Origin of the sequence: Microbacterium sp. OR16 (assembly GCF_047306725.1) — a bacterium.
In the GTDB taxonomy this organism is placed as follows: domain Bacteria; phylum Actinomycetota; class Actinomycetes; order Actinomycetales; family Microbacteriaceae; genus Microbacterium.
On sequence record NZ_JAZEXK010000001.1, the window covers coordinates 1,739,458 to 1,759,482 of the forward strand.

A 20,025-nucleotide genomic window follows, 5' to 3' on the forward strand; every position below is an offset into this window, starting at 1 on the left:
TCAGAGCGCGGCGACCGCGGCGGCTTCGACGGCAATGCCGGCACGGTAGCGGTCGAGGTAGGCGGTGTACCCGGCGACGTCCTCGGGCAGGGGATCTGCGACGCTGACGTCGGCGTCGGCGAAGACCCGCTCGGCGAGGTGGGCGCCCAGCGGACGGTCGGAGCCCAGGAACGCGGCGAGCACCGCGATGCCCCAGGCGCCGCCCTCGGATGCCGTGTCACCGACCGCGACAGGCGCGTTCAGCGCCCCGGCGAGGAAGCGCTGCGCGACGCCGGCGGTGCGGAATACACCGCCGTGTGCGAACATCCGCTCGATCGCGACACCCTCGCCGGCGAGCACCTGCATGCCGAGGGCGAGCGTGCCGAAGACGCCGTACAGCTGGGCGCGCATGACGTTCGCGAGGGTGAACCGGCTGTCGGGCGTGCGGACGAACAGCGGTCGTCCTTCGTCGGTGCCGGCGATGGGCTCGCCCGCGAGATGGTTGTAGGCGAGCAGGCCGCCCGCGTCCGGCTCGCCCCCGAGCGCCTCACGGAACAGCGTCTCGAAGACGGCGTCCGCCGGCTGCGGAGCGCCGGATGCCTCCGCGAAGCGGGCGAACATGCCCACCCACGCCGCCAGCTCGCTGGCGCCGTTGTTGCAGTGCACCATGGCGACCGCGTCGCCGGCGGGCGTGGTCACGAGGTCGAGCTCGTGGTGCACCTCGGCGAGCGGCCGTTCGAGCACGACCATCGCGAAGATGCTGGTGCCGGCGCTGACGTTCCCGGTGCGGGGTGAGACGGCGTTGGTCGCCACCATGCCCGTGCCGGCGTCGCCTTCGGGCGGACAGAACGGGATGCCCGGCTGCAGCGCGCCGGTCGGATCGAGCAGCGCTGCCCCCGCGGCGGTCAGTGCCCCTGCCCCGCGGCCGGCGACGAGCGCCTCGGGCAGCATGGCCCGCAGGTCGCCGCCGGTGTGCGCGTCGTACCGTCCGATGAGCGTCTGGTCGTAGTCGCGGGTCGCGGAGTCGATCGGGAACATGCCGGATGCGTCGCCGACGCCGAGCACGCGACGACCGGTGAGCTGCCAGTGCACGTATCCGGCGAGTGTGGTGAAGAATCGCACCTCGTCGACGTGCGGCTCGGCGTCGAGCTGTGCCTGGCGCAGATGGGCGATCGACCAGCGCAGCGGGATGTTCACTCCGAGCAGGTCGGTCAGCTCCGCGGCGGCGGCGCCCGTGTTGGTGTTGCGCCAGGTGCGGAACGGCACGAGAAGCTCACCGGAGCGGTCGAACGGCAGGTAGCCGTGCATCATCGCCGAGACGCCGATCGCCCCGAATGTCGCCGGACGGATGCCGTAGCGGTCGTGCGCATCGGCGACGAGCCCAGCGTAGGCCTCCTGCAGGCCCGTCCACACGGCGTCGAGCGAGTAGGTCCACAGACGGTTCTCGAACCGGTTCTCCCAGTCGTGGAAGCCTGTGGCGAGCACCTCGTGGGTGTCGGCGTCGATGAGGCACGCCTTGATGCGCGTCGACCCGAGTTCGATGCCGAGAGCCGTGCGACCCGATCGGATCGTCTCTGCTGTGGCGCTCATCGGCGGGCATCCGAGTTCTGGCCGTACACGTTCTGGTACCGGTCGAAGAGGGCATCGATCGCCTCCTGCGGAATGGGGATGAGCGGCCCCGCCTCGCGCGCGTGGTGCACGGTGCGAGCCACGTCCTCGACCATGACCGCCGCCTTCACCGCATCCTTCGCATCCACCCCGATCGTGAACGGACCGTGGTTCTGCATCAGCACGGCACGCGAGCGGTGACCGGTGAGGGTGTCGACGATGCCGCGCCCGATCGAGTCGTCGCCGATGATCGCGAAGGGGCCGACCGGGATCGGCCCGCCGAACTCGTCGGCCATCGCGGTGATCACGCAGGGGATCTCCTCGCCGCGCGCCGCCCACGCGACCGCGTAGGTCGAGTGGGTGTGCACCACGCCGCCCACGTCCGCCATGTTGCGGTACACGTAGGCGTGCGCGGCGGTGTCGCTGGACGGCGAGCGGTCGCTGCCCGCGCTGCCCGGGACGACGTTGCCGTCGAGGTCGCAGAGGATCATGTTCTCGGGTGCCAGGTCGTCGTACGAGACACCGCTCGGCTTGATCACGAACAGATCCCCGCCCCCGTCGTCGGAGAGGCGGACGCGGGCGGACACGTTGCCGCCCGTCCAGACGACGAGACCGTAACGGACGAGTTCTGCGTGCAGGCGCGCGACGTCGATGCGCACGGCCTGGATCGCGGCTTCCACCTCGGGGGCGAAGGGGGCTTCATTGCTCACGGGTACCTCGTGGTTCGACGGGGAGGCGGCCACTGTGACCGGTCACAGAAGTCTGACACGTGAGGACCGCCGGATCAACCGCGCTGCACTGGGCGACTCGTCAGCGGCGGGGCGGCACGACCGACGCGCGAGCGATCAGCTCGGGCTGAACCGGATGCTGCGGCGCCGCGGCCTCGCCGATCACCGTGGCGACGGCGCGGCGAGCCAGCTCGTCGAAGTCCTGCCGGACGGTCGTCAGCGGCGGCCAGTAGTGCGCGGCGTCCGGCACGTCGTCGAAGCCGACCACGCTCACGTCCTGCGGAACATCGAGACCCGCCTCCCGCAGCCCGGTGATCAGACCGAGGGCCATCTGGTCGTTCGCACTGAACACTGCGGTGACGCCGAGCTCTCGAACGGCCGCCGCTGCGGCGTGCCCGGACGCGGCGGACCAGTCCCCCACGATCACCGGTCCTGGCTGCATGCCGCGCGCGGCGAGCTCCCGCCCATATCCCTCGGCTCGGGACTCGGCCTCGAGCCAGTCCGCGGGCCCTGCCAGGTGCGCGATTCGCGTGTGTCCCGAGTCGGCGAGCTCCGCGACGGCGAGCCGAGCTCCGGCAGCCTGGTCGACCGAGAGCCCGCGCGCGCCCCGCCCCGCGGAGTGCAGCGTCACGATCGGCACCCCGATCTGCAGGGCGTCCAGCGCATCCAGCGTCTGGGCGTGCGGGGCGACCACGACGATGCCCTCGACCCCCTGCGACACGAGGTGCTGCACCGCAGCGACGACGGAGCCGGCGTCTCCGGCATCTGCGAAGGCGGCGCTGACCCAGTATCCAGCCCCGCGCGCTCGGGACTCGATCGCCGCCAGGCTGCGCGACGGTCCGTACTGCAGCGCGTCGGATGCGAGCACGCCGAGGGTGCGCGAGCGCCTGGTGCCCAGTGCCCTGGCCGCGTTGTTGACGCGGTAGCCGAGCTCCGCCATCGCGGCGAGCACGCGCTCGCGCGTGTCGCCGGCGACCTCCGGATGCTCGTTGAGCACCCGCGACACGGTCTGCCGGGAGACGCCGGCGCGGGCGGCGACGTCCCGCACGCCGACCGGGCGCTTCGGCGTGACAGGCTCATCCACGGCGCTGAGTCTACGGTGGAGTTGATGGCCGCGTACTCGCCGCCGATGCTCGCTCCCACCGGCACCGGCACCGGCACCGGCACCGTGTCAGGATGTCGGCATGCCAGGAACGCTCGCTCTCAACGACGGAAGCCGGCTGCCGGCGCTCGGGTTCGGTCTCTACAAGGTGCCGGTCGAGCAGACGGCCGAGGTGACGCTAGCCGGCATCGACGCGGGCTACCGGCTTGTGGACGGCGCCCGTTTCTACGGCAACGAGCGCGAGCTCGGCGAGGCGATCCGATCGTCGGGGCGACGCGACGATCTGATGGTGGCCTCGAAGTTCTGGGGCGATCCGGTGCAGAGCCGCCAGCAGGCCATCGCCGACTTCGCGGATTCCGAACGCGAGCTGGGTGTGGGTCCGCTCGATCTCTACATGATCCACTGGCCGCGCTCATCGCGAGGCGCCTTCGTCGACGTGTGGCGCGGGCTCATCGAGCTGCAGCAGGAGGGACGCGTGCGCACGATCGGCGTCGCCAACTTCGAACCGGACGATCTGCACCGCCTCGTCGACGAGACCGGCGTCGCACCCGCGCTGAACCAGGTCGAGTCGCATCCGTGGCTGCCGCAGCACGAACTGCGTGCTCTGCACGCCGAGCTCGGCGTCGTCACGCAGGCGTGGAGCCCGCTCGGCCGCGGGCGGCTGCTCGATGACCCGACCCTGTTGACCATCGCCGCGAAGCACTCGGTCTCGGTGGCGCAGGTGGTGCTGCGCTGGCATCTGCAGCTCGGCGGGGCCGCCGTCGTGAAGTCGACCCATCCTGAGCGCCTGCGCCAGAATCTCGATCTCGACGACTTCGAGCTCGACGACCGCGACATGGCGACCATCGCCGGTATGGAGAGCGGCGAGCGCACCGGCACCCACCCGCGCGACCGGCAATAGGCTGGGGCGCGCCGCGCGAGACCGGTCGGTTTCGCGCGTATAGCGTTGCAGGACACCCGACGGAGGGACCGCGAGCATGCGCGTCGCACTGACCGGAGCATCCGGCAAACTCGGCACGGTCGTCGCACGCGAACTGCGCGCGAACGGCTGGGACGTCATCAGCATGGACGTCGTCGGCACACGCGCCGACGACTTCGTGCAGGTCGACCTCACCGATTATGGACAGGTCATCGACGCGCTCACCGCAGTGGGCGATCGGCACGACGGCGTCGACGCCGTCGTGCATCTCGGGGCGATCCCGGCTCCGGGCGTCCGCAGCGACATCGCCACATTCCACAACAACATGCCGGCGACGTTCAACGTCTTCTGGGCCGCCGTGCGCCTGGGCATCCGCCGCATCGTCTATGCGTCAAGCGAGACGGTGCTCGGTCTGCCGTTCGACGTGCCGCCGCCCTACATCCCCGTCGACGAGGAGTATCCGGCCCGCCCCGAGTCGGTGTACTCGCTGGTGAAGACGCTCGAAGAGCAGCTGGCGCGGGAGCTCGTGCGCTGGCATCCGGAGCTGTCGATCACCGCGCTGCGCTTCTCGAACGTGATGGTGCCCGGGGACTACGCCGAGTTCCCCTCCTTCGACGATGATGCCCTGAAGCGGAAGTGGAACCTGTGGGGCTATATCGACGCGCGCGACGGCGCCCAGGCTGTCGAGCGCGCACTGCAGGTGGCGAAGCCCGGGTTCGACCGCTTCATCATCGCCGCTGCCGACACCGTCATGTCGCGGCCCAACGCCGAGCTGATCGCCGAGGTCTTCCCCGATGTCCCGGTGACCCGCGAGGTCGGCGCGAACGAGACGCTGCTCTCGATCGACCATGCCCGGGACGTGCTCGGGTTCGCGCCGCAGCATTCCTGGCGCGACCACGTCTGAGCCCGGCGATCGCGCGCGAAAAGCCACATCCCACATGAGATCGACGTTCTGACGTGATTTCTCGTGCGGGATGTGGTTTCTCGCAGGAAGAGCCGAGGGCGGATGCCGTCAGCCGGCGGCTTCCTCCGGACGCTCCTGCACGTCGATCGCGGCGGTGTCGGGCACGTACGCCTCGATGTGCCGCTCGTCGACGCCGTTGTACGCCGACAGCGGGCGGATCAGCGCGTTCGAGGCCTGCTGCTCGAGGATGTGCGCCGTCCAGCCGACGATGCGCGCGGCGATGAACAGCGGGGTGAACGTCAGCGTGTCGTAGCCGATGAGGTTGTACGCCGGGCCCGAGGGATAGTCGAGGTTCGGGTAGATGCCCTTGCGCTCGACGAACTCGTTCTCGAGCTTCTCGTACAGCTCTGCGACGTCGGGCCGGTCGTAGTGCTCGACGAGGGTGTCGAGCGCGGCCTTCATCGTCGGCACACGCGAGTCGCCGCGCTTGTACACCCGGTGTCCGAAGCCCATGATCTTGCGCTTCTCGGCGAGCGCCGCGTCGAGCCATTCCTCGACGTGGTCGGCCGAGCCGATCTCGTCGAAGATGTGCATGACGGCCTCGTTGGCTCCGCCGTGCAGCGGGCCCTTGAGCGCGCCGATGGCTCCGACGACCGCCGAGTACATGTCGCTGAGCGTCGACGTGATCACCCGCGCGGTGAAGGTGGATGCGTTGAACGAGTGCTCGGCGTACAGGATCATCGAGCGGTTGAACGCGTCGACGACGGCCTCGTGCGGCTCTTCGCCGAACGTCAGCCACAGGAAGTTCGCGGCGTAGTCGAGGTCGTCGCGCGACTCGACGAGCTCCTGGCCGCGGCGTCGGCGCTGACCGTACGAGACGACGGCCGGCAGCACCGCGAACAGCTGAAGGCTGCGCTGCAGGTTCTGCTCGGGGGTGCCGACCGCATCGAGCACGTTGCCGCTGCCCGCGGTCTCGAAGGCGCCGATCACACTGACGGCGGTGCGCACCTCGTCCATCGGGTGCGAATCGAGCGGCAGCGCATCGATGGCGGCCTTGACCTCGGGCGACAGGGCGCGGTGCGCCCGCTCGGTCGTGCGGAACTCGGCGAGCTGCTCGTCGGTCGGCAGCTCACCGTGCCACAGCAGGTACGCGACCGCCTCGAACGACTGCGTCGCCGCGAGCTCCTGCACGGGGTAGCCGCGGTAGAGCAGGCTGTTGGTCTCGGGGTTGACCTTGCTGATCGCCGTCACATCGGCGACGACCCCTGCGAGGCCCTTCCTGATCTCTGCATCAGTCATGCTGTGCTCCTTTGCGTTTCGGCGCGCTTCGCCTGCTCAACGACCGGGGTGGTCGATGGTGAAGTTGAACACTCCGGAGTCGAAGTGGTTGTACGACTCGTAGTCGATCAGATCATAGAGATCGGCGCGGTGCTGCATCTCGCCGAGCTTCGAGGTCAGATGCCCCTCGGCGTTCAGAGTATCGAGCGCGCGCCCGGCGGCACCCATGGCGATCCGCAGCAGCGACACCGGCCAGATCACGATGTTCACGCCGACGCCCTGCAGCTGATCCACCGAGAACAGGTCGGACTTTCCGAACTCGGTCATGTTCGCGAGGATCGGCACGTCGACGGCATCCCGGATCGCGGCGAACTCCTCGAGCGACCGCATCGCCTCGGGGAAGATCGCGTCGGCGCCGGCATCAACGAGCGCCCTGGCCCGATCCTTCGCCGCCTCGAGCCCGTCGACGGCGGCGATGTCGGTGCGCGCCATGATGAGGAAGTTCTCGTCGCGGCGCGCGTCGACGGCGGCCCGGATGCGCTTGACCGCCGTATCCGAGTCGACCACCGCCTTCCCATCGAGATGACCGCAGCGCTTGGGGTTGATCTGGTCTTCGATGTGGGCGCCGGCGAGACCGGCATCCTCCAGCGTCTGAATCGTGCGGGCGACGTTCATCGGCTCACCGAACCCGGTGTCGGCGTCGATGATCGCGGGCAGATCGGTCATGCGGGCGATCTGCTGACCGCGTCCGGCGACCTCGGTGAGCGTGGTCAGGCCGATGTCGGGCAGGCCGAGGTCGGCCGACAGCACGGCACCCGAGACATAGACGCCCTCGAAGCCCTTCTGCTCGATGAGCCGGGCGCTGAGCGGGTTGAACGCGCCGGGGAAGCGCAGCAGCTCGCCGCTCGCGAGGCGGGCGCGGAAAGCGCGGCGCTTCTCGTGCGCCGGCGTGGTGGCGTACAGCATCAGAACAGGCCCTTCGGGGCGTCGGCGGATGCCAGGACGCCCTTCTTCGCGACGATCGAGAGCTCCTGAACCTCGTCGGCCGTGAGCTCGGGCAGGCGCTGGACGAGCTCGAGGAACCGATCGATCTCTGCGGCGTCGAGCACGGGCTGGGCGAGCACGCGGAACTTGCGGATGTAGTTCTCGCGTGCGAACGGACGGGCACCGAGCGGGTGCGCGTCGGCAACCGCGATCTCTTCGACGATCTTCGTGCCGTCCTTCAGCGTGATCTCGACCCGGCCCCCGAACGCCTTCTCGGTGATGTCGGTGGAGTGATAGCGGCGGGTCCACTCCGGGTCTTCGACCGTGGTGATCTTGTGCCACAGCTCGACGGTGTCGGGGCGCTGAGCACGCTCGGGGGTGTACGAGTCGACGTGGTGCCAGGTGCCGTCCTGCAGTGCGACGGCGAAGATGTACGGCACCGAGTGGTCGAGCGTCTCACGCGAGGCTGTGGGGTCGTATTTCTGCGGGTCGTTCGCCCCCGAGCCGATCACGTTGTGGGTGTGGTGGCTGGTGTGCAGCACGATCGACTCGATGTTCGCCGGGTCGCGCAGAGCCGTGTTGTCGGTGCCGAGCCGACGAGCGAGGTCGATGATCGCCTGGGCCTGGTACTCGGCGGAGTGCTCCTTCGTGTAGGTGTCCAGGATCGCTCGCTTGGGCTCGCCCTGGGCTGGCAGCGGCACGTCGTACGAGGCGTCCTTGCCGTCGAGCATCCAGGCGATCACGCCGTCTTCGCCTTCGTAGATCGGCGACGGAGAGGTCTGGCCGCGCATGGCCCGGTCGACCGCCTCGACGGCCATCTTCCCGGCGAACGCGGGGGCGTGCGCCTTCCAGGTCGAGATCTCGCCCTTGCGGCTCTGACGGGTCGCGGTGGTGGTGTGCAGCGCCTGCCCGATCGCCTGGTAGATGGTCTCGGCGTCGAGCCCGAGCAGCGTGCCGATGCCGGCGGCGGCCGACGGGCCGAGGTGCGCGACGTGGTCGATCTTGTGCTTGTGCAGCGAGATCGCCTTCACGAGGTCGACCTGGATTTCGTAGCCGGTGGCGAGGGCGCGCACCAGCGCATGCCCGTCGGATCCGACGTGCTGCGCGACCGCGACGATGGGCGGGATGTTGTCACCGGGGTGGGAGTACTCGGCCGCGAGGAAGGTGTCGTGATAGTCGAGCTCGCGCACGGCGACACCGTTCGCCCACGCCGCCCACTCGGGGCTGGTGCGCTGGTCGAGCGGGCAGCCGAACACGGTGGCGCCCCGGCCGCCGGTCGAGACGGGGTGGCTGAACGCCTGTGCACGGGCCGCATTGATGGGCGCGCGGGTGAGCGATGCCGCGCCGACCGCCGCGTTGTCGATGACGCGGTTGATGATCATGTCGACGACCTCGGGTTCGACCTCGACGGGGTCGACGGCGACCTGGGCGATCTTCCAGGCGAGCTGCTCTTCGCGCGGCAGCTCCTCTTCGGAGCGGTAGACGCGGACGTGGTGGGTGACGGTCATGGCGTTCCTTCCCTGAGGGACTGCAGGATGCTCTCGAGAGCGTTGTGGAGGTGGATGTGGGTGGCGTGCGCAGCGAGGTCGGCGTCGCGGGAAGCCAGGGAGCGCGCGATCAGCAGGTGCTCGCGCGCTGAGGCTGCGAGCCGCTCCGGCTTGTCGCGCGCCATGCGCCTGACGCGCACCAGGTGGGCACGGACGGTGCGCAGGGCGGAGCTGAGGTAGTCGTTGGCGACGGCCGCGTCGAGTTCGGCGTCGAGCCGTGCGATGAGGGCGTAATAGGCATCCCGTCCCTCATCGCGCGCCAGATCGACGTGCTCGAACGCGTCGGCCAGAGCGGAGAAGGCGCCGGCGTCACCCCGTTGCGAGGCGAGGCGGGCGGAGGTCTCTTCGAGAGCCCGGCGGATCTCGAACAGCGCACGGATGTCGTCGGCGTCGAGCGCCGCGACGACCGTGACGCGCGGCGACTGCTGAACGACCAGGCCTTCGGCGGCGAGGCGGCGCAAGGCCTCACGCAGCGGCGTGCGGCTGACGCCGAGCCGCGCGGCCTGTTCGACCTCGCCGAGCACGGCGCCGGCGGCGAGAGCGCCCGACTGGATCTCTTCAAGCAGCGTCTCGTAGGCGCGGTGGCTTGCGCGGCTGCGATCGACGACGGTGCTCATTGCGTCAGTGTATACACAAAGGGGTCACAGAAGAGTGCATCCCGATCGTCGCCCCGTTTTTGCATACACACTCATCTGTTCTATCAACCGGCGCGCGCACGGACGCAAGGGCCGTGCGCGCGATCAGTGCACCGACGTCGGCCACGCCCGCCCCCGGCCGGCCGCAGCCGGGTCAGCCGACGGTGCCCTCGTACAGACCGATGCTGTTGCCGTCGAGGTCGCTGATCACCGCCCACGCGCTCGTGTCGGTGATGGGCATCTTCTCCATCAGCACGCTGCCGCCGGCCTCCTTCGCCGCGGCGATCGTCTCATCGATCGAGTCGACCTCGACGTACGACCGAGGTTGGGTGAAGCCCTCGTCGCGCGGTGCGAGTCCGCCGCCCGAGATCCCATTCGGGGCCTGCCACATCGGGTACCCCTCGAAACCGGGCAGCTCGGCGATGTTCCAGCCGAACAGCCTGCTGTAGAACCCGCTCGCATTCGCCATGTCGCTCACCGGGATGTCGATGTGCGTGATGTCACCGTGTGCCATCGTCTCGTCCTCTCCTCGCCTGACGCGGTCATTGTGCGCCTGCTCCGCCGAGCGCGCAAGGTCACGGCGGGTCAGTAGGGCACGGCGCAGATCCGCTCCTGCGTGCCCTCCGTGGCATCCGCCGGCAGCGGGACCAGTTTGAGGAACTCGTGGTCATCGGTGTCGATGCACCACTGCAGCAGAGTCGCCCGCATGTCCTCCCGCACTGCGTCGAACGCCGACTCGACGGCGAGGTTGCGGCGCTCGCCCGGATCGGCGACCACGTCGTGCAGCTGCTCCCGGTGCCTGCCCCAGCTGTAGACCGCGTACTTGTACCGGCCTCGATAGACCGCGCGGCCACGGGTGAGGGGCGGGTCGGCGCGCTCGAAGCGGGTCTCGACTCCGACGACGCGATCGGATGCCCCATCCGCATCGTTCACGAGTGGCAGCGGGCGGCCGAGCAGCCCTGCGGGCTCAGGCGCTCCGGCGGCCTCGAGCAGGGTGGGCAGCACGTCGAGTCCGGCCGATACCGGATCGGTCCGCAGCCCGGGCAGCACGCCGGGCCCTGACACGATCAGCGGCACTCGCACGCACTCCTCGAACAGCGCCGTCTTCTGATTCCACCGGTGCGCGCCGTCGCCGTCGCCGTGATCGCTCGTGAACACCACCAGGGTCGAGTCCGTGAGGCCCGACTCGTCGAGCGCCTCGAGGATCCGCCCCAGCTGGGCATCCGTGCGCTCGACGAGTCGTCGGTAGGCGGCGCGGTACTGCCGCCACTCCTCGGGTGTGTACTCGGCTGTGCCGTAGGTCTGCTGGGCGGCGCCCTTCTCGAAGCGCACCGCCTCGGCCTCGAACGGGGCCGGCTCGAAGTTCGCCGGCAGCGGCGGGGCGTCCCGTGCCGCACCGGGATCGACGTCGCCGTAAGGCATCGGCTGGCGCCGCGCGTACTCGCAGATGCTGTGCGGATCGTCGAACGAGGCGAACAGCAGGAAGGGTCGCGAGGCCTCCGCGCGGCTGCGCAGCCACCGCACAGCCGCGTCGGCGAGACCGCGATCGCCGAAGGGATGCAGCACCTCGAACCCCGCATCCGGCGGCGCGCTGGGCGAGATCGCATGCCACTTGCCCGCATACGCGCAGTCGTACCCGGCGGCCGTGAGCAGGTGCCCCATGCTGTCGGGGCGCGCCCCCGGCTCCGCCACCGCCGAACCGTGCCGGTTCCCGCCGACGCCGAGTTCGTGCGGCATCCGTCCGATCAGCAGCGACGCCCGCGAGGGCACGCACAGCGGGAAGGTCACGGCGGCGCGCGTGAACTCCGCCCCCGACCGGCGCAGCCGATCGAGGTGCGGAGTGTCGACCCATCCCTCATCGCGGTCGATGACGTGCGCGCCGAGCTGGTCTGCCATCACCACGAGCAGGTTCGGCCGCACCGCCACCGAAGTCATTTGCCCATGCCGAGGGTGAGACCCTCGGTGAGCCGGCGGCCCAGCCACAGATAGATCGCCAGCATCGGCAGCACGACGATGCACAGTCCTGCGAACAGCCCGCCCCAGTCGGCGCCGGAGTAGGTCTGCTGCTGGATGAACGAGATCAACGCCACGGGCAGCGTGTACTTCTCGGTGGACTGCAGCAGCGTGAGAGCGAGGAGGGTCTCGTTCCAATGCGAGATGACCTGCAGCACGAACGCGGTGAGGATGCCGCCCTTGGCCAGCGGCAGCGTGATGCGCCAGAAGGTGCCGAAAGCTGTGGTGCCGTCGAGTGCCGCGGCCTCCTCCATCTCCAGCGGCAGGGACCGGAAGAACGCCGTGAGCAGGAAGACGGTGAACGGCATCGAGACGCCGATGTACACGAGGTTGAGCCCGATGAGGCTGTCGGTGAGGTAGACCTCGTTCAGCATGACGAACAGCGGGATGACGATCACCTGGGCGGGGATGCCGAGCCCGAGCACGAAGTACATCGTCAACGAGTTGGTGAGCCGGTTCTCGACGCGGCTCAGGTAGTACGCCGCAGGGGCCGCGAGTGCGACGGTCAGGAACGACGAGACCAGCGTGGTCACGACGCTGTTCATCGTCGCCGTCGCGAAGTCGCCGACCGTCCAGGCGGTGACGAAGTTCACCGGGTCGAGCGAGGTGGGCAGCCCCCACGGGTCGGCGAGAATCGAGCGGGTGTCGCGGAAGGCCTGGATGACCATCCACACCATCCACGCGACGTTGAGCACGACGAAGGCCCACAGCAGCACGATCCCGATCGCACGGATCACGCTGCGGTCGTTGCCGATGGCGGCGCGGGTCCGGCGGCGCGGACGACGGCGCTCGGGGGGCACCACGATGGTGCGGGTGGTGTCTTCGGTGAGGGTCGCAGTCACGATGTCTCCTAGAACTCGATCGCTTCGCGCTTCATCACGCGGCGCAGCAGCAGCACCAGCACCGACACGAGCGCAAGCGAGAGCACGGCCGAGGCGGATGCCGCGCCGTAGGCGGGCACGGATTCGCCGGAGAAGGCGGTGACGTAGGTGTACACCGCGGTGGTCCAGGTCTGCGTCGGCGGCATGCCCGCGCCGGTCGATCCGCCGAAGATCCAGATGATCTCGAAGATCTTGACCGACGAGATCGTCCACAGCACGGCGCACGTGCCGAACACGTCCCAGGTCAGGGGCAGGATGACGTGGCGCAGCCGCTGCCAGGCGTTCGCACCGGCGAGGGCGCAGTCCTCGTAGTAGTACGGCGGGATGCGGTCGACGCCGGCCATGAGGATCGTGGTGAAGTAGCCCGTGGTGATCCACGTCATCATCACCATGATCAGGGGGAACAGGTTGTCCTGAGAGAGCCAGGCGGGCGGATCGGTCACGCCGAAGGCGCCGAGCAGCGTGTTGACCAGGCCGCCCGGGTTGAAGATGAATCCGGCGAGGACGCCGAAGATCATCGCGTTGACCAGATGCGGGAAGAAGATCACCGACCGCGCGATTTTCTTGCCCGTCATATCGCGCAGCACGAGCGTGAGGGCGAAGGCGATCACGAAGATCGCCAGCCCGACGACGAACAGCAGCAGCAGCGTGTTGCCGAACGATCGCACGAAGAGCTTGTCGCTGAACAGCCGGACGTAGTTGCCCAGGCCGACGAACTCCATGGGGCCGGCACCGGCCCACTTGTTGAAGCTGATCCAGATCGCGTACACCGAGGGCACCACGAAAAGGATCGTGTACAGCACGAACGCGGGGCCGACGAACGGCACGAACAGGCGGCGGCGGGCCTGGTCGATCGTGCTGCCCCCTCCCCGCCGCCCGCGAGGGGCGGCGGGGAGGGGAGCGGCGGGCGCCAGAGCGACGTCGGTCACGAGTTCTGCTTCCAATAGTCGACCTGTCCGGTCTTCATCGTCTCGACGAACGTCTTCGCGTCGGTCTTGCCGAGCACGAGGTCGCTCAGCGCGGGCCACAGCAGCTTCTCGGTGTAGCCGGGGAAGCTGATGCCGTCGTTCTGCATGTAGTACGAGTCCGCAGCGTCCAGAGCATCCTTGACGGTCGACATCTCCTCGCTGACAGCCGCGTCGGACCTGATCGGGATGATCTTGGCGTCGGTGCCGAGGGCGTCCTGGTACTTCTTGTTCAGGAAGAACGCCGCGAACTTCTGCGCGTTCTCGGAGTTCTTCGCGCGAGCCGGCACGGAGAATCCGACGAAGTCGGCCCGCGCGGTGTCTCCCAGCGACGGGAACGGGAACGACGAGTACTCGAAGCCGTCGGCGGCGTACGGGCCGGTCTCGGTGGGGATCCACGTGCCGTTGAAGAGCATCACGGCCTTGTCGTCCGCCCAGACCTGCTGCTGCGCGGGCCACTTGCTGGCGTTGTATCCGTCGATGAAGTAGTCGCCCTCGACGAGCTCCTCGATCATCTGCGCGGCCTCGAGCGCCTCCGGGTCGTCCCATGCCTCGCCGGTCTTGTCGGCGGCCATCTTGCGAAGCGAGCCGGGCCCGGCGAGTCCGACCATCGCCGAGGTGTACCAGTAGGCGTTGTAGCCGGCGACGTCGCCGTCGATGGCGATCGGCGTCTCGCCCGCGGCCTTCATCTCATCCATGGTCGTGAGGAAGTCGTCCCAGGTCTCGGGCGCGTTCTCGGCGAGCTCGGGATGCGCCGCCTTGTTGAACCAGATCGCGTCACTGGTGAGCGAGTAGGGCAGCATCCACGGCGCATCCTCGCCCTCGACGGTGAGCACGTCGTCTTCGAGGTACGCCTCGGGGATCAGCGACGACACCTTCTCGCCGTCGACCTCTGCGGCATACGCCTCGGTGAGGGGCTTCGCCTGTCCGGTCTCAGCCAGCACGGGCGCGGTCTTCGCGAACGAGCCGTCGACGAGGTCGGGGACCTTGTTCGTGTTGAGAGTGGGGACGGTCTTCTTGAGATTGTCGCGCCCCTGCCACTGGACGTTCACCTCGATGCCGGTCTCCTCCTCGAAGTCGGCGATGGCCTGGGCGACGACCTTCTGCTGCGCCTCGCCCTCTTTCCACATCGCCCAGTAGGTGAACTCTCCGGAGTCGCTGGACCCGCCGCCTGATGCGGACGAGCATCCGGCGGCGGTGAGCGCGACCGCGCCGATGAGGGCAAGTGCTGAGACCTTTCGGATCTTCGCCATCGGATTTCCTTTCGTCTGTGCGCGGCATCGTCGCCTGCGTGGGTCGACTTTCGCCCCTCGATAGAAGAGCATTCAAGGAGTATTCCGATATCCGTGATCGTTCTGTTGCGACGGCTCCTCGCTTCACGCTTCCGCAAGGCGCCTGATATACGGAAGTAATCGTTGATTACGTCTTTATTCCTTCTCTCGAGGACCGAAGAATCAAAGGAAGAACGACGGAGGGGATCGGCATGGCCGGAAAGCGCGCAACGGTGCGCGACGCAGAATCGCGGGGATTGAAGTTCGAGCTCCTCGCCGATCAGCTTCGTCGCGGGATCCTCGCCGGCACCTGGACGGCGGGCCAGAAGCTGCCCACAGAGCAGGAGCTCTCGAAGGAGACCGGTCTGTCGCTGACCACGGTGCGCCGCGCGTTCGACGAGCTGGTGGCCGAACGCATCGTCGTGCGGCGTCAGGGAGCCGGCAGCTTCGTCGCGCACACGCGCCCGCGCGAGGAGCGCACCCGTCGGCGCATCGGCGTGCTGCTGCCCGACACACAGCTCTACTACCCGCGCGTTCTGCAGGGCATCGACGAGTCGCTGCAGGCGGCGGGCGCCTCGCTGCAGCTGGCCACCTACCGATACCAGCCCGAGCGCGAGGATGACGCGATCGCGTCGCTGCTGGATGCGGGCGTCGACGGCCTGATCCTGGCACCGACGCTCACCGGACTCGACGACCCGCTCGCCCGTGCCCAGCAGCTGATGGCGCTACCCGCCCCGGTGGTCCTCGTCGAGCGCAGCCTCGCCGATGTCGGCCCCGCCGACACCACCGAGCACGTGTGCTCCGACCATGCCGGTGGTGCCTACGACGCGATCGCGCACCTCGCGCGGCTGGGCCACTCGCGCATCGCTCTTCTCACGCGTTCGGCCACGGTCACCGAGTTCGGCATCGTGCGAGGCTTCGGTCGCGCCATCGCCGATCTGGGGCTCCCATCGGGGCTCGAGTTCGCGCAGACGAAGCAGGAGTGGGAAGCCGATTCCGGCTCTTCCGCCTTCACCGCGCTGCGGGAGTTCGAGGCCACCGCCGCCCTCGTCTTCGGCGATCGGGAGGCGGCCCTCCTGCAGGGCGCCGCCCGCCGGGCCGGAGTGCGAATCCCCGATGACGTCGCGCTCGTCTCGTACGACGACGAGGTCGCGGATCTGGCCGAGGTGCCGCTGACCGCAGTGGCGCCGCCCAAGTACCGCATCGGCCGCATGGCCGCTGACGTCATGCTGCGCCGGCTGGTGGAGGGCGACGAATGCCCGCTGCACCAGATCCGGCTGCGGCCGCGCATCGTCATACGCCGCTCGTGCGGGGCGAGCGCACTTCACCAGGACTGATCGAGGGAGATACACGTGCGGATCGGATTGATCGGAGCCGGGGCCGTCGCCCCGTACCACTGCGCCGCAGCTGCGACGCTGGACGGCATGCGGCTCGCCGCCGTCTGCGACATCGACGAGACGGCGGCTCGCAGGGTGGCCTCCGGATGCCCGGATGCCGCGGTCTTCACCGACCACCGGGCAATGCTGGAGTCGGGAACGGTGGATGCCGTGATCGTGAACACGCCGCACGCGACGCACCTGCCGATCGGTGTCGACGCGGCTGCCGCCGGCGCGCATGTGCTGGTGGAGAAGCCCATGGCCACCACGCTCGAGGACTGCGACCGCCTGGTCGCCGCGTGCGACACCGCGGGCGTCGCCCTGACCGTGGGACACATCCAGCACTACCTGCCCGAGAAGGTCGAGGCTCACCGGGTGCTCGCCTCGGGCCGCCTGGGGGCGGTGCGCATGGTGCGCGACAACCGCAGCACCGACTATCGCCCCGGCACCCGCTCACCCTGGTTCTTCTCCCCTGAGATCGCCGGTGGCGGCGCGCTGATGAACATCGGCGGACACTGCATCGACCGCTCGCTGTGGTTCGGCGGCGGCCGAGCCGCCGAGATGCTCGCCACCACCGTCAACCGCTTCGGCTCGACTGTCGAGACCGACGGTGCGATGATGCTGCGCCTCGACAACGGGGTCGCGGTCAGCATCGTCGTCGTCAGCGACCCGGCCACGCGTGGTGACCTGGTCACCGTCGTGTGCGAGGGCGGCATCATCGAGATCGATCCTCGGCACGGCACCACCGTGCACGCTGACGGCCGCTCGCAGCTGATCCACCGCACCCACCCGGATGACATCCAGAGCGCCTTCACCGCGCAGCTCGCCGACTTCCAACGCGTGGTGCAGGGCGGGGCGCCCACCGTGCCGTTGGAGCACGCCAGGCACGTGGTCGAGCTCGTCCTCGCGGCATACCGCTCCGCTGAGGAGGGCTCAGCTCTGCTGCTGGCCGACGCGGACGCGCTGACATGACGCGGCCGAACCTCATCCTCATCGTCAGCGACGACCAGGGCCCCTGGGCGCTCGGCGCCGCGGGCAACCGCGAGATCCGCACCCCCGTCCTCGACGAGCTGGCCGCGCGCGGCATCCGTCTCGACCGGTTCTTCTGCGCGTCACCCGTCTGCTCACCGGCCCGCGCCAGTCTGCTCACCGGTCAGGTTCCGTCCACTCACGGCGTGCACGATTACCTCGACGGCGCGCACTCCGGCGCTGCCGGCCGCGATCATCTCGCCGGGATGCCGACGCTCACCGATGCACTCGCCGACGCCGGCTACCGGCTGGGCCTCTCGGGCAAGTGGCACCTCGGCGCCAGCGACGTGCCGCGCCGCGGCTTCGTGCACTGGTACGCACTCGATGGAGGCGGCAGTCCGTACCACGATGCGGTGATGCACACCGGCGACGGCCGCACCGAGCACGTCACCGACTACCTCACCGATGTGATCGCCGACGATGCGATCGCGTTCCTCGACGCCGAGCAGCAGCACGACGCCCCGTTCTTCCTGGCCCTGAACTTCACCGCGCCGCACAAGCCGTTCGCCGGTCAGCATCCCGCCGAGTTCACCGAGCTCTATCGCGACTGCGCGTTCGAGACCTGCCCTCAGGAGCAGAGTCACCCCTGGCTGCAGACCCTCGACGGCGCGCCGATCGGCGGCGAGGCCGACACCCGCGAGGCGCTGATCGGCTACTTCGCGGCCGTGACGGCGATGGATGCTGCCATCGGCCGCGTGCTCGACCGGCTGGAGACGCACCGCATCGCCGACGACACCATCGTGGTCTTCCTCAGCGACAACGGGTTCAGCTGCGGGCAGCACGGTTTCTGGGGCAAGGGCAACGGCACCTTCCCGATGAACATGTATGACGAGTCGGTCATGGTGCCCTTCATCGTCGCCGGGCCCGGCGTGCGACCCGAGGGCGAGGTGCGTGACGAGCTGCTCAGCGCCTACGACCTGCCGGCGACCCTGCTCGAGCTGCTCGGACTCGACCCCGAGCCGTTCGAGCACGGGCCGGGGCGCAGCTTCGCCGCGGTGCTGCGCGGTGGGCGCGCCGAGAAACCGGATCGTCCGGTCGTCGTGCACAGCGAGTACGGCCCCGTCCGGATGATCCGCACCGCAGAGCGCAAGTACGTGCACCGGCATCCGTACGGCCCGCACGAGATGTACGACCTAACCGCCGATCCGCGGGAGCGCAGCAACCTCGCCGACGATCCCGCGTACGCCGGCGAGGTGGCGCGGATGCGCCGGATGCTCGACGCATGGTTTACGGAGCACGCGGACCCGCGCGCGGACGGCCGCGGGCTGCCGGTGTTCGGCGCCGGACAGACCCGCACCCTCGACGACGACCCCCTCGGCGCGTTCGCGCCGCCCGGATGGGACGGAGCCTCATGACCCGCCGCCCGAACATCCTGCTGATCGTCTCGGACGACCACGGCTATGCCGACCGGTCGGCCGAAGGCACGCCCGGCGTGCGCACTCCGGTGCTCGACCGTCTGGCTGCGGAGGGCGCGACCTGCACCGACGCGTACGTCACCGCGCCGATCTGCTCGCCCTCACGCGCCGGACTCATCACCGGGCAGTACCAGCAGCGCTGGGGCGGCCTGTGGTTCGACTCGGCGCACATCGGCAGCGTCCCCACCATCGCCGAGCGCCTTCGCGACGCCGGCTACGCGACCGGGTACTTCGGCAAGGTGCACTACGGCGACGAGACGGCCGCCGATCGTGGCGCACCGCCGCACCACGGCTTCGACGAGTCGTTCTACGGCCTGGCCGGCCAGTCGATGGGGCGCCTGCACTACCTGCATCACAGTGCAGACGCGGTCGCCGAGTACGGCGAGGCCGCCGAGGCGATGGGCGTGCAGCCGTTCTGGTCGGGTGAGGAGCCGGTGGAGTTCAACGGCTTCACGACCGACGAGATCGCCGACCGGGCGGAGGCGTTCATCGAACGCCAGGACGGCGAGCAGCCGTTCTTCGCCATGGTCGCCTTCAACGCCGTGCACAACTTCTGCTGGCAGCTGCCAGATGACGAGCTGGCCGCGCGCGGCCTGCAGAGCCCGGGTGACTGGCATCCGGGCGCCTCCGAGTACCTCGACTGGTACGACGGCGCCATCAGCCCGAATCTGCCCGACGGGCGCGCCTTCTACCTCGCGCAGCTCGAGCTGATGGACCGTGCGATCGGGCGCCTGCTCGACCGCCTCGACGCCTCCGGCATCGCCGACGACACGATCGTGGTCTACCTCACCGACAACGGCGGATCACAGTGCAACTACGGCGATAACGGTGCGCTGCGCGGCACGAAGTACACGCTGTGGGAGGGCGGCATCCGCGTGCCGTTCCTCGTACGCTGGCCCGGCGTCGCCGCCGCCCGCACCGTGGTGAGCGAACCGGTGAGCGCGCTGGACCTCACGGCCACGTTCGCGGCGGCAGCGGGGCTCGCCGAGAACGCGGACGACGACGGACGCGACCTGCGCCCCCTGCTCGAGGGCGACGTCGACGACGACACCCCCGGCGCTCAGGACAGACGCGAGAATCGCGCGACCGGCGATCGCGAGCTGCACTGGGACTGCGGTTGGCAGTGGGCCGTGCGTCGCGGCGACTGGAAGCTGCTCTCGGTGGCCGGCGACAGTCCGACCGCGCAGTATGTGCGCGCGGTGGAGCACACGAGCACCGGCGACGGGCTGATCCTCACCGACCTCCTCGGCGACCCCGGCGAGCGCGACAATCTCGCCGCCCGCCGTCCGCGACTGGTCGCCCAGCTCACGCGGGCGCACGAGCGCTGGCGGGAGCAGGTCGGGCTGCCGGCCGCGGTGACCACCGACGACTGACCCGCCGGAGCCCGGGCC

18 protein-coding genes are annotated in these 20,025 nt (G+C 69.4%); 6 read left to right on the plus strand and 12 right to left on the minus strand.

Features of this window, described 5'->3' with window-relative positions; all coding sequences use genetic code 11:
• From V2S05_RS08515 to V2S05_RS08525, 3 genes are all read right to left on the minus strand, one after another.
• A complete protein-coding gene (locus tag V2S05_RS08515) occupies positions 1-1,569 on the minus strand; it encodes a xylulokinase (protein ID WP_413634747.1) in 1,569 nt (522 codons plus the stop codon).
• The gene (locus V2S05_RS08520; RefSeq protein ID WP_413634748.1) at positions 1,566-2,297 is read right to left on the minus strand and encodes an L-ribulose-5-phosphate 4-epimerase; all 732 of its coding nucleotides are present in this window, start codon (positions 2,295-2,297) and stop codon (positions 1,566-1,568) included. The genes V2S05_RS08515 and V2S05_RS08520 overlap by 4 nt, the downstream gene beginning before the upstream one ends.
• 100 nt (positions 2,298-2,397) lie before the next feature.
• Positions 2,398-3,399 (minus strand): LacI family DNA-binding transcriptional regulator, encoded by a 1,002-nt coding sequence (locus V2S05_RS08525; RefSeq protein ID WP_413634749.1) that lies wholly within the window; start codon positions 3,397-3,399, stop codon positions 2,398-2,400.
• Between the two features lie 100 nt (positions 3,400-3,499).
• Here V2S05_RS08525 and V2S05_RS08530 point away from each other — a divergent pair, with 100 nt between their 5' ends.
• The gene (locus V2S05_RS08530; protein ID WP_413634750.1) at positions 3,500-4,318 is read left to right on the plus strand and encodes an aldo/keto reductase; all 819 of its coding nucleotides are present in this window, start codon (positions 3,500-3,502) and stop codon (positions 4,316-4,318) included.
• A 76-nt stretch (positions 4,319-4,394) separates the two neighbouring features.
• Positions 4,395-5,240, plus strand: coding sequence for an NAD-dependent epimerase/dehydratase family protein (locus V2S05_RS08535; RefSeq protein WP_413634751.1), 846 nt, complete (start codon positions 4,395-4,397; stop codon positions 5,238-5,240).
• Positions 5,241-5,348: 108 nt separating this feature from the next.
• Here V2S05_RS08535 and V2S05_RS08540 read toward each other — a convergent pair whose 3' ends face one another.
• From V2S05_RS08540 to V2S05_RS08580, 9 genes are all read right to left on the minus strand, one after another.
• Positions 5,349-6,539, minus strand: a complete 1,191-nt coding sequence (locus V2S05_RS08540; protein WP_413634752.1) for a bifunctional 2-methylcitrate synthase/citrate synthase — start codon at positions 6,537-6,539, stop codon at positions 5,349-5,351.
• A 36-nt stretch (positions 6,540-6,575) separates the two neighbouring features.
• Positions 6,576-7,484, minus strand: a complete 909-nt coding sequence (gene prpB, locus V2S05_RS08545) for a methylisocitrate lyase (protein WP_271639291.1) — start codon at positions 7,482-7,484, stop codon at positions 6,576-6,578.
• Positions 7,484-9,010, minus strand: a complete 1,527-nt coding sequence (locus tag V2S05_RS08550) for an MmgE/PrpD family protein (RefSeq protein WP_413634753.1) — start codon at positions 9,008-9,010, stop codon at positions 7,484-7,486. The genes prpB and V2S05_RS08550 overlap by 1 nt, the downstream gene beginning before the upstream one ends.
• The gene (locus V2S05_RS08555; RefSeq protein WP_413634754.1) at positions 9,007-9,666 is read right to left on the minus strand and encodes a GntR family transcriptional regulator; all 660 of its coding nucleotides are present in this window, start codon (positions 9,664-9,666) and stop codon (positions 9,007-9,009) included. Before V2S05_RS08555 ends, V2S05_RS08550 begins: the two co-directional genes overlap by 4 nt.
• Positions 9,667-9,838: 172 nt before the next feature.
• On the minus strand, positions 9,839-10,198 hold the full coding sequence (locus V2S05_RS08560; RefSeq protein ID WP_413634755.1) for a VOC family protein: 360 nt from the start codon (positions 10,196-10,198) through the stop codon (positions 9,839-9,841).
• 71 nt (positions 10,199-10,269) lie between these two features.
• A complete protein-coding gene (locus V2S05_RS08565; protein WP_413634756.1) occupies positions 10,270-11,619 on the minus strand; it encodes a sulfatase in 1,350 nt (449 codons plus the stop codon).
• The gene (locus V2S05_RS08570) at positions 11,616-12,539 is read right to left on the minus strand and encodes a carbohydrate ABC transporter permease (RefSeq protein WP_271639286.1); all 924 of its coding nucleotides are present in this window, start codon (positions 12,537-12,539) and stop codon (positions 11,616-11,618) included. The genes V2S05_RS08565 and V2S05_RS08570 overlap by 4 nt, the downstream gene beginning before the upstream one ends.
• An 8-nt stretch (positions 12,540-12,547) precedes the next feature.
• A complete protein-coding gene (locus V2S05_RS08575) occupies positions 12,548-13,507 on the minus strand; it encodes a carbohydrate ABC transporter permease (RefSeq protein ID WP_413634757.1) in 960 nt (319 codons plus the stop codon).
• Positions 13,504-14,796, minus strand: a complete 1,293-nt coding sequence (locus V2S05_RS08580) for an ABC transporter substrate-binding protein (RefSeq protein WP_413634758.1) — start codon at positions 14,794-14,796, stop codon at positions 13,504-13,506. Before V2S05_RS08580 ends, V2S05_RS08575 begins: the two co-directional genes overlap by 4 nt.
• A 230-nt stretch (positions 14,797-15,026) precedes the next feature.
• Between V2S05_RS08580 and V2S05_RS08585 the strand changes: the two genes are divergently transcribed.
• Genes V2S05_RS08585 through V2S05_RS08600 form a run of 4 tightly spaced genes read left to right on the plus strand, consistent with a single transcriptional unit; the run spans position 15,027 to position 20,007 of the window.
• On the plus strand, positions 15,027-16,151 hold the full coding sequence (locus tag V2S05_RS08585) for a substrate-binding domain-containing protein (RefSeq protein ID WP_413634759.1): 1,125 nt from the start codon (positions 15,027-15,029) through the stop codon (positions 16,149-16,151).
• A 15-nt stretch (positions 16,152-16,166) separates the two neighbouring features.
• Positions 16,167-17,162 (plus strand): Gfo/Idh/MocA family protein, encoded by a 996-nt coding sequence (locus V2S05_RS08590; RefSeq protein WP_413634760.1) that lies wholly within the window; start codon positions 16,167-16,169, stop codon positions 17,160-17,162.
• Positions 17,159-18,574: a sulfatase gene (locus V2S05_RS08595; protein WP_413634761.1), complete on the plus strand. Its 1,416-nt coding sequence runs from the start codon at positions 17,159-17,161 to the stop codon at positions 18,572-18,574. The genes V2S05_RS08590 and V2S05_RS08595 overlap by 4 nt, the downstream gene beginning before the upstream one ends.
• Entirely contained in the window at positions 18,571-20,007 is a 1,437-nt protein-coding gene (locus tag V2S05_RS08600; RefSeq protein ID WP_413634762.1) for a sulfatase, read from the plus strand. The genes V2S05_RS08595 and V2S05_RS08600 overlap by 4 nt, the downstream gene beginning before the upstream one ends.
• Positions 20,008-20,025 lie beyond the last annotated feature (18 nt).

Bases quoted from the DNA above. Each gene is read 5' to 3' on its own strand.
- V2S05_RS08595 (WP_413634761.1), top strand. From the start codon at position 17,159: ATGACGCGGCCGAACCTCATCCTCATCGTCAGCGACGACCAGGGCCCC.
- V2S05_RS08585 (WP_413634759.1), top strand. From the start codon at position 15,027: ATGGCCGGAAAGCGCGCAACGGTGCGCGACGCAGAATCGCGGGGATTG.
- V2S05_RS08535 (WP_413634751.1), top strand. From the start codon at position 4,395: ATGCGCGTCGCACTGACCGGAGCATCCGGCAAACTCGGCACGGTCGTC.
- V2S05_RS08515 (WP_413634747.1), bottom strand. From the start codon at position 1,569: ATGAGCGCCACAGCAGAGACGATCCGATCGGGTCGCACGGCTCTCGGC.
- prpB (WP_271639291.1), bottom strand. From the start codon at position 7,484: ATGCTGTACGCCACCACGCCGGCGCACGAGAAGCGCCGCGCTTTCCGC.
- V2S05_RS08555 (WP_413634754.1), bottom strand. From the start codon at position 9,666: ATGAGCACCGTCGTCGATCGCAGCCGCGCAAGCCACCGCGCCTACGAG.
- V2S05_RS08600 (WP_413634762.1), top strand. From the start codon at position 18,571: ATGACCCGCCGCCCGAACATCCTGCTGATCGTCTCGGACGACCACGGC.
- V2S05_RS08565 (WP_413634756.1), bottom strand. From the start codon at position 11,619: ATGACTTCGGTGGCGGTGCGGCCGAACCTGCTCGTGGTGATGGCAGAC.
- V2S05_RS08550 (WP_413634753.1), bottom strand. From the start codon at position 9,010: ATGACCGTCACCCACCACGTCCGCGTCTACCGCTCCGAAGAGGAGCTG.
- V2S05_RS08540 (WP_413634752.1), bottom strand. From the start codon at position 6,539: ATGACTGATGCAGAGATCAGGAAGGGCCTCGCAGGGGTCGTCGCCGAT.
- V2S05_RS08530 (WP_413634750.1), top strand. From the start codon at position 3,500: ATGCCAGGAACGCTCGCTCTCAACGACGGAAGCCGGCTGCCGGCGCTC.
- V2S05_RS08580 (WP_413634758.1), bottom strand. From the start codon at position 14,796: ATGGCGAAGATCCGAAAGGTCTCAGCACTTGCCCTCATCGGCGCGGTC.
- V2S05_RS08560 (WP_413634755.1), bottom strand. From the start codon at position 10,198: ATGGCACACGGTGACATCACGCACATCGACATCCCGGTGAGCGACATG.